Consider the following 6,474-nt stretch of genomic DNA (forward strand, 5'->3'; position numbering starts at 1 on the left):
AATGACTTCTGTTAACTTTCAACAATGGATTCAGCATCCCGAGACGCTGAATAGGGATACTTTGTACGAACTGCGCAATCTTCTTGCGAGGTATCCGTATTTTCAGTCACTTCGTCTGCTGTATCTGAAGAATCTGTATATTCTCCATGATATTAGTTTTGGTGGAGAACTGCGGAAAGCAGTTCTTTACATTGCAGACAGACGGCAGTTGTTCCGGTTGATTGAAGGTGACCGCTATGATGTGCAAGCACGGAAAAAGGGAGTACCTCTCACGGAGGTGCTGAAAGACGAACCGTCCGTAGACCGCACATTAGCATTGATCGACGCTTTCTTGTCCACAGTACCCGAAGAGGTGACTGCCCGGACCAGCTTCGACTATTCGATGGATTACACCTCTTATCTTTTGGAGGAGACTCCGGCCACGGAACAGCCGGCCGAAGAAACACCCAAACTCAAAGGCTACGAACTGATTGACGACTTTATAGAAAAGAGCGAGAGCGACTCTCCCCTCTGCAAGAAACCTTTAAGAGAAGAAATGCCATCTTCGCCAACCTCTTCGGACGAACTTACCGAAGAAGAAACGATGAAGGAAGAAGAGGAAGATGACAGCTGTTTTACGGAAACTTTGGCAAAAATCTATGTTAAACAGCAACGATATTCAAAAGCTCTTGAAATAATTAAAAAATTAAGCTTGAAATATCCAAAAAAAAATGCTTACTTTGCAGACCAAATCAGATTTTTGGAGAAATTGATTATTAACGCTAATTCAAAATAACTAAAAATGTACTTATTATTCGTTATCTTAATGGTTATTGCAGCCTTGTTGATGTGTTTCATCGTGCTGATTCAGAACTCAAAAGGAGGCGGACTTGCTTCTGGTTTCTCTTCATCTAACGCCATCATGGGCGTGCGCAAGACTACAGATTTTCTGGAAAAAGCAACATGGGGCTTAGCTATCTTCATGGTGGTAATGAGCATTGCTACTGCTTATGTAGTTCCTCGCTCTGCTGTTGCTAAAGACGCAGTGTTGGAACAGGCACAGAAAGAACAACAGACTAACCCGTATAACTTACCCGCAGGTACGGCTGCGCCGCAAACTGAAGCTCCTGCTACCAATGCACCTGCTACAGAAACTCCGGCACCGGCTACTGAAACTCCTGCTCCTGCAGCAGAGTAATTCACTCCGTTGTCAGGTAAGACTTTGGGGTAAAACCATTAATGGGAAGGTGCAGACGGATGCTGCATTTCTTTGATATTTAAGTGCGGATTACGCAGATTACACGGATTTTCAATCTTCCGCGTGGTCAGTGTAATCCGCACTTAACTTTTTCTTGTAAAAACAATCTCTTTTTGATAGAAACAAACGAGATTTAACTACCTTTGTTGGTCGTATGAAGATTATTAACTACTATTTTTTAATATAACAATGACAGAACATTTGAAACAGAAATTGAATGACTCCGCCGTACTCCGATGGAGTGTTCTAGCATTGGTCGCATTTACTATGCTATGCGGCTATTTCCTCACTGACGTAATGTCTCCTCTAAAACCCATGCTTGAGAAAGAACTACTATGGGACAGTCTTGATTATGGTTTCTTCACAAGCGCTTACGGGTGGTTTAATGTATTCCTATTGATGCTGATCTTCGGTGGTATCATTTTGGATAAGATGGGAGTTCGTTTCACCGGAATGGGGGCTTGCTTATTGATGGTGTTTGGTTGTGGATTGAAATACTATGCGATTTCTACTACTTTTCCGGAAGGTGCCATGCTCTTCGGATTCAAAACACAGGTAACCCTGGCTGCATTGGGGTATGCTATCTTCGGTGTAGGTGTGGAAATTGCCGGTATCACAGTTTCCAAAATTATCGTGAAATGGTTCAAGGGTAAGGAAATGGCATTGGCTATGGGACTTGAAATGGCTACGGCACGTATCGGAACAACTCTGGCAATGGTGCTCACGGTTCCTTTGGCCGACTTTTTCGGATCTACGGATGAGAGTGGCACATTCCATACCAATATTCCTGCTCCGATTTTGTTTTGTCTGATTATGTTGTGCGTGGGTACGATTGCTTTCTTCCTTTATACTTTCTATGATAAGAAGTTGGATGCTTCTTTGGATGCAGAGGGATTGGAACCGGAAGAGCCGTTCCGTATGAAAGATATTGTGTATATCATTACGAATAAGGGATTCTGGTTGATTGCATTACTATGTGTATTGTTCTACTCGGCTGTATTCCCCTTTATCAAGTATGCTGCCGACTTGATGGTGCAGAAGTATAATGTAGATCCGAAGTTGGCGGGAACGATTCCCGGATTGTTGCCGATTGGTGCGATTATCCTGACTCCGTTGTTCGGCTCGCTTTATGACCGTATTGGTAAGGGAGCCACATTGATGATAATCGGATCAGTGATGCTTATTTTTGTGCATACGATGTTTGCTCTGCCTATACTGAATATATGGTGGTTTGCTACTATCATCATGATTATATTGGGATTTGCCTTCTCGTTGGTGCCTTCAGCTATGTGGCCGTCTGTTCCGAAGATTATTCCGGAAAAACAGTTGGGTACCGCATATGCATTGATTTTCTGGGTACAGAACTGGGGATTGATGGGTGTTCCTTTGTTGATCGGATGGGTGTTGAATACTTATTGCAAAGGTCCGGTAGTAGACGGTGCACAGACTTATGATTACACGTTGCCGATGGCTATTTTTGCTCTCTTTGGTGTGCTTGCTCTGATTGTGGCTTTGATGTTGAAGGCAGAGAACAAGAAGAAGGGATACGGTTTGGAAGAGGCGAATATCCAAAAGTAACTAGGAAATTCAATACCTAAAGTAACAAAGGAATTTTGTATCAAGGTGTAAACAGAAGAGTATCAGTATGAATACTCTGAAATAAAAAATAAGAAGTATGGCTGCCAAAGAGAAAATCAACCTGTTAGAGGTCATTCCCTGTCGCAGTGAACATATTACAGCAGAAAGGGAAGGGGAGACAATTGTGCTCTCCTTTCCCCGTCTTAAATATCCGTGGATGCAACGCTTCCTTGTGCCAAAAGGAATGTCGAAAGAACTTCATGTGAAATTGGAAGAACACGGTACAGCTGTATGGGAACTGATAGATGGAAAACGCAATGTTCGTGAGATTATAGAAAAACTCGCAGACCACTTTCAAAATGAAGAGGGCTACGAGTTGCGTGTATCGGCTTATCTTTCTCAAATGCAGAAAGATGGATTTATAAAACTGGTGATACCAGTCGTATAAATAGGAACTTATTATTATTTATTTGATAAATACAGCCCAAAGTATGACGGCAATTGCTATCAGGACTCCCATGATAATAAGCGTTCCCCAAACAAAATAATTGCTGTCTTTCTCTTTCTTTTTCTCCGAGTCGTGGATGATACGTTCCATTTCTTCAGGAGTGGTGTTAGGTAGTGGATAAGGTTCGTTTGCACGGTTTAGATGCTTCAACTTATCGTTAGCACGTTCACGACGTAGGCGGGAAGCTTCCCGTCCCTCTTTTATTCGGCGTATCATGTCGAATGCATGTCCTTCACCAACCATATTCTTTGTTTTTTAGAAGTTCACTTCCTTGTTTTTCTATTTCCCTTCTTCTCTGTCCACTTTGAGCAATCCTCCCGTATTCGGATCAAAATAAACTTTGATGGTAGAATTCTTGTTGAACAAAACCGGAGCCAGATATTCTATCACACCGAATTGGGTAATAGGAAGCTCACCTTCGTAAAGTTTCTTTTTACCGTCGGTCAGTGTAACCATAGCTTGTCCGGGGACGTTGTAGGCGATTCCATCCAAATCTTTCTTCTTCTTACCGTCTTCCTGTGGCATCTTGACCGATTTCAGGTCTTTCAGACTGATATAAAACGGAGTTCCTGCCAAATCATTGTTGGCAACTACACCTAACTTCTTCGAGAAGCGGAAAGCAACTTCATTGTTGAATTCCTTGTCAGGGGTAAGGCGGACAGTGAATGTTCTTTCTTCTTTGTTGCAGGTGCCGGAGAACATTTGTGTCATGGCTTCTTCCTGTGCATTCAGATTGTCGAGCATAATCTTAAGCTGTGCCCCATCTGAAGGCATATTATCAGCTTGTCCGCGCAATAAGGCATTTTTGCTTTCGCGGATATTATAGATCTCTTTAGCCACCAGCTCGGCCATCTTGGCGGTAGAGCTAGCCATCAGAATCTCTTCGGTCAGGAATTCGCGAGGATTCGCTTTCTTTTGGAGGACTGCGGGGGCGGGAGCAGCTTTTTTGCCTGCACTGCTATTGCTGTAAGGAACATTGATCGTTTTCACAATGCCATCCTCTGTCAGTTCCATAAGCGGTGCTACTGTCTTATCCTTCAATTTTACGAAATACGTAGTTTCGCTGTTGGGCACACCTACGGATTTCACTTTTACGCTAGCTAGTTCCCAATACTCTTCAGGGTCGGCGGAGACGTTGGTCAGTCGCAGGTAACGATCAGCATATTTGCTGAATTCTCCGGGAGTATAGTTGACTTTGTTGGCTTTTATTTCAAGTTCTATTTGGGTTTTGGGAAGACTGTAAACCACTCCATAGTCTTTTCCTCGGGTAACCCCCGTCAGTACTTCGGTTTGTGCATAGGCGGACGTTGTCATAAGTAGTCCTGCTGCTATAATCAACTTTTTCATATTCGGTTCTTTTTAACTGGTTTTGAAAACAAAGTTAATGAAGTTATTGAAAAAAGGGTAAGTTCTTAACTTTTATTCGCTTACAAGTCGCCATGCTGTCGGCAGACAGGTGATAATATCGCTTGCGATCATTCCGATCATTCCTTGCTTCTTTTGAGCGACATCGCCCGCCAGTCCGTGAATGTAAGTGCCGATTTTAGCGGCTTCCTCGGTGGGGTAACCTTGGGCAAGCAGTGCCAGGATTACTCCGGTCAGTACGTCACCGCTACCTCCGGTTGCCATTCCCGGATTTCCGGTTGGGTTGAAGAAACATTTACCTTCGGGGGTGATGATGGCGGAGTAGGCTCCTTTTAAAATAATGTGAACATGGGCGGCACGGGCCAGTTCGCAGGCCTTCATCAGACGTTCGTAAGAGTCCTGGCATTTGCCGGTCAGACGTTCCAGTTCTTTCGGATGCGGGGTGAGGATGGAACCCTTCGGTAGGTGGGTAAGTGCATGACGGTGGTTGGCGAGGATATTAAGTGCGTCGGCATCCACTACAACAGGAGTCTGGCAGTGTTCCAGTTGTTCCAACAAGGCAGCTTCCGTTTCCTCGTTTCGTCCCAGTCCCGGGCCGATGCCGACTGCTTGATAGTCGTCCGTGTCGGTAGGTACGGCAAAACAGGTTTCGTTGATGTCGGTTTCTACGATTGCTTCGGGTATGGAGGTTTGCAAGATGTCGTTGTTGCACATTGGCGCATGGACAGTCAGCAACCCTACTCCCGAACGGAGGCAGGCGCGGGCAGCGAGAACAGAGGCTCCTGCCATTCCTTTTGAACCGGCAATCAATAGTGCATGGCCGAAGTTCCCCTTGTGGGCAAACTGTTTGCGTGGCTTGATGAGTGAACGGATTTGCTCTATTTCCAACATTTCGTAGTTCGTTTCCATCTCTTCAATACCGTCTTCGCTTAATTGGATGTCCAGCACTTCCCATTCTCCGACAAATTCCGTGTTCTCTGCGAAAAGAAAGGCGAGCTTCGGCAGTTGCAGACTGAAAGTTACGTCGGCACGGATAATATTAGCTTTTACGTTGAATGTGTTTTCTTCTCCCATCAGTCCGGAAGGAATGTCGATGGCTACTACCATAGCAGGGGAGGAATTGATGTATTTCACTACGGCAGCGAATCCGCCGCTCAACGGTTTGTTCAGACCTGAACCGAATAATCCGTCGATTACCAGATGGTCGGGCGTCAGGACGGGAGGTACGAATTGGGTACTGATTTCGTGGAATTTTACTTCTTCCATCATTTCTACCAATTCTTTATTGGTCTGGCAGTCGGGTGAAAGTTCTCCTTTCGTGTTGAAGAGAAATACCTCGATTTTATATCCTTTTTCAGCCATCATGCGGGCTACGGCGAGAGCGTCTCCGCCATTATTCCCCGGTCCGGCAAAGATAGTGACCGGCGTTTCTGTATTCCATCTGTCTGTGATGGCTTTTGTTAATACGGTTGCTGCACGTTCCATCAGATCGATTGATGCAATAGGTTCGTTCTCAATGGTATAAGCGTCCAATTTCTTGATACTGCTGCTTGGAAATATTTTCATTGCGATGTTCTTTTAGTTTTCGGATTACAAATGTACATGATTCTTCTGACTTTTCCCGTTTGTTGTGGGAAGAAAACCATAATTGCAACTTTTAATTCATCATTAGTTCTATCTTTGGGTCAGAGAAATATCTGCTTTTGAACTATTAAGTGTTAGAATAACTCCGCCAAAAAATAATTCAATGCAGCACCATTATGAACTTACTTTTATTTCTCCTGAA

The 6,474-nt window shown here is 44.2% G+C and carries 7 protein-coding genes; 4 read left to right on the forward strand and 3 right to left on the reverse strand.

The annotated features are described in order from the left end of the window. The first annotated feature begins 1 nt into the window (after position 1). The 4 genes from BXY_RS16880 (at position 2) to BXY_RS16895 (ending at position 3,263) form a co-directional block, all read left to right on the forward strand. On the forward strand, positions 2-775 hold the full coding sequence (locus BXY_RS16880; protein ID WP_008775527.1) for a hypothetical protein: 774 nt from the start codon (positions 2-4) through the stop codon (positions 773-775). Positions 776-781: 6 nt separating this feature from the next. Continuing rightward, a complete protein-coding gene (gene secG, locus BXY_RS16885) occupies positions 782-1,177 on the forward strand; it encodes a preprotein translocase subunit SecG (RefSeq protein ID WP_004301890.1) in 396 nt (131 codons plus the stop codon). Between the two features lie 249 nt (positions 1,178-1,426). Further along, the gene (locus BXY_RS16890; RefSeq protein ID WP_004309797.1) at positions 1,427-2,815 is read left to right on the forward strand and encodes an MFS transporter; all 1,389 of its coding nucleotides are present in this window, start codon (positions 1,427-1,429) and stop codon (positions 2,813-2,815) included. A gap of 97 nt (positions 2,816-2,912) precedes the next feature. Further along, positions 2,913-3,263 (forward strand): PqqD family protein, encoded by a 351-nt coding sequence (locus BXY_RS16895; RefSeq protein WP_015532497.1) that lies wholly within the window; start codon positions 2,913-2,915, stop codon positions 3,261-3,263. A gap of 18 nt (positions 3,264-3,281) precedes the next feature. Here BXY_RS16895 and BXY_RS16900 read toward each other — a convergent pair whose 3' ends face one another. The 3 genes from BXY_RS16900 to BXY_RS16910 form a co-directional block, all read right to left on the reverse strand. Then, a complete protein-coding gene (locus tag BXY_RS16900; RefSeq protein ID WP_004301893.1) occupies positions 3,282-3,566 on the reverse strand; it encodes a hypothetical protein in 285 nt (94 codons plus the stop codon). A 36-nt stretch (positions 3,567-3,602) separates the two neighbouring features. Next, on the reverse strand, positions 3,603-4,670 hold the full coding sequence (locus BXY_RS16905) for a DUF4831 family protein (protein WP_009039717.1): 1,068 nt from the start codon (positions 4,668-4,670) through the stop codon (positions 3,603-3,605). Between the two features lie 72 nt (positions 4,671-4,742). Beyond that, positions 4,743-6,254 (reverse strand): bifunctional ADP-dependent NAD(P)H-hydrate dehydratase/NAD(P)H-hydrate epimerase, encoded by a 1,512-nt coding sequence (locus tag BXY_RS16910; RefSeq protein ID WP_015532498.1) that lies wholly within the window; start codon positions 6,252-6,254, stop codon positions 4,743-4,745. Positions 6,255-6,474 lie beyond the last annotated feature (220 nt).

It is taken from the genome of Bacteroides xylanisolvens XB1A (assembly GCF_000210075.1).
Classification (GTDB): Bacteria; Bacteroidota; Bacteroidia; order Bacteroidales; family Bacteroidaceae; genus Bacteroides; species Bacteroides xylanisolvens.

Bases quoted from the DNA above. Each gene is read 5' to 3' on its own strand.
- BXY_RS16880 (WP_008775527.1), top strand. From the start codon at position 2: ATGACTTCTGTTAACTTTCAACAATGGATTCAGCATCCCGAGACGCTG.
- BXY_RS16910 (WP_015532498.1), bottom strand. From the start codon at position 6,254: ATGAAAATATTTCCAAGCAGCAGTATCAAGAAATTGGACGCTTATACC.
- BXY_RS16900 (WP_004301893.1), bottom strand. From the start codon at position 3,566: ATGGTTGGTGAAGGACATGCATTCGACATGATACGCCGAATAAAAGAG.
- BXY_RS16895 (WP_015532497.1), top strand. From the start codon at position 2,913: ATGGCTGCCAAAGAGAAAATCAACCTGTTAGAGGTCATTCCCTGTCGC.
- BXY_RS16905 (WP_009039717.1), bottom strand. From the start codon at position 4,670: ATGAAAAAGTTGATTATAGCAGCAGGACTACTTATGACAACGTCCGCC.
- secG (WP_004301890.1), top strand. From the start codon at position 782: ATGTACTTATTATTCGTTATCTTAATGGTTATTGCAGCCTTGTTGATG.
- BXY_RS16890 (WP_004309797.1), top strand. From the start codon at position 1,427: ATGACAGAACATTTGAAACAGAAATTGAATGACTCCGCCGTACTCCGA.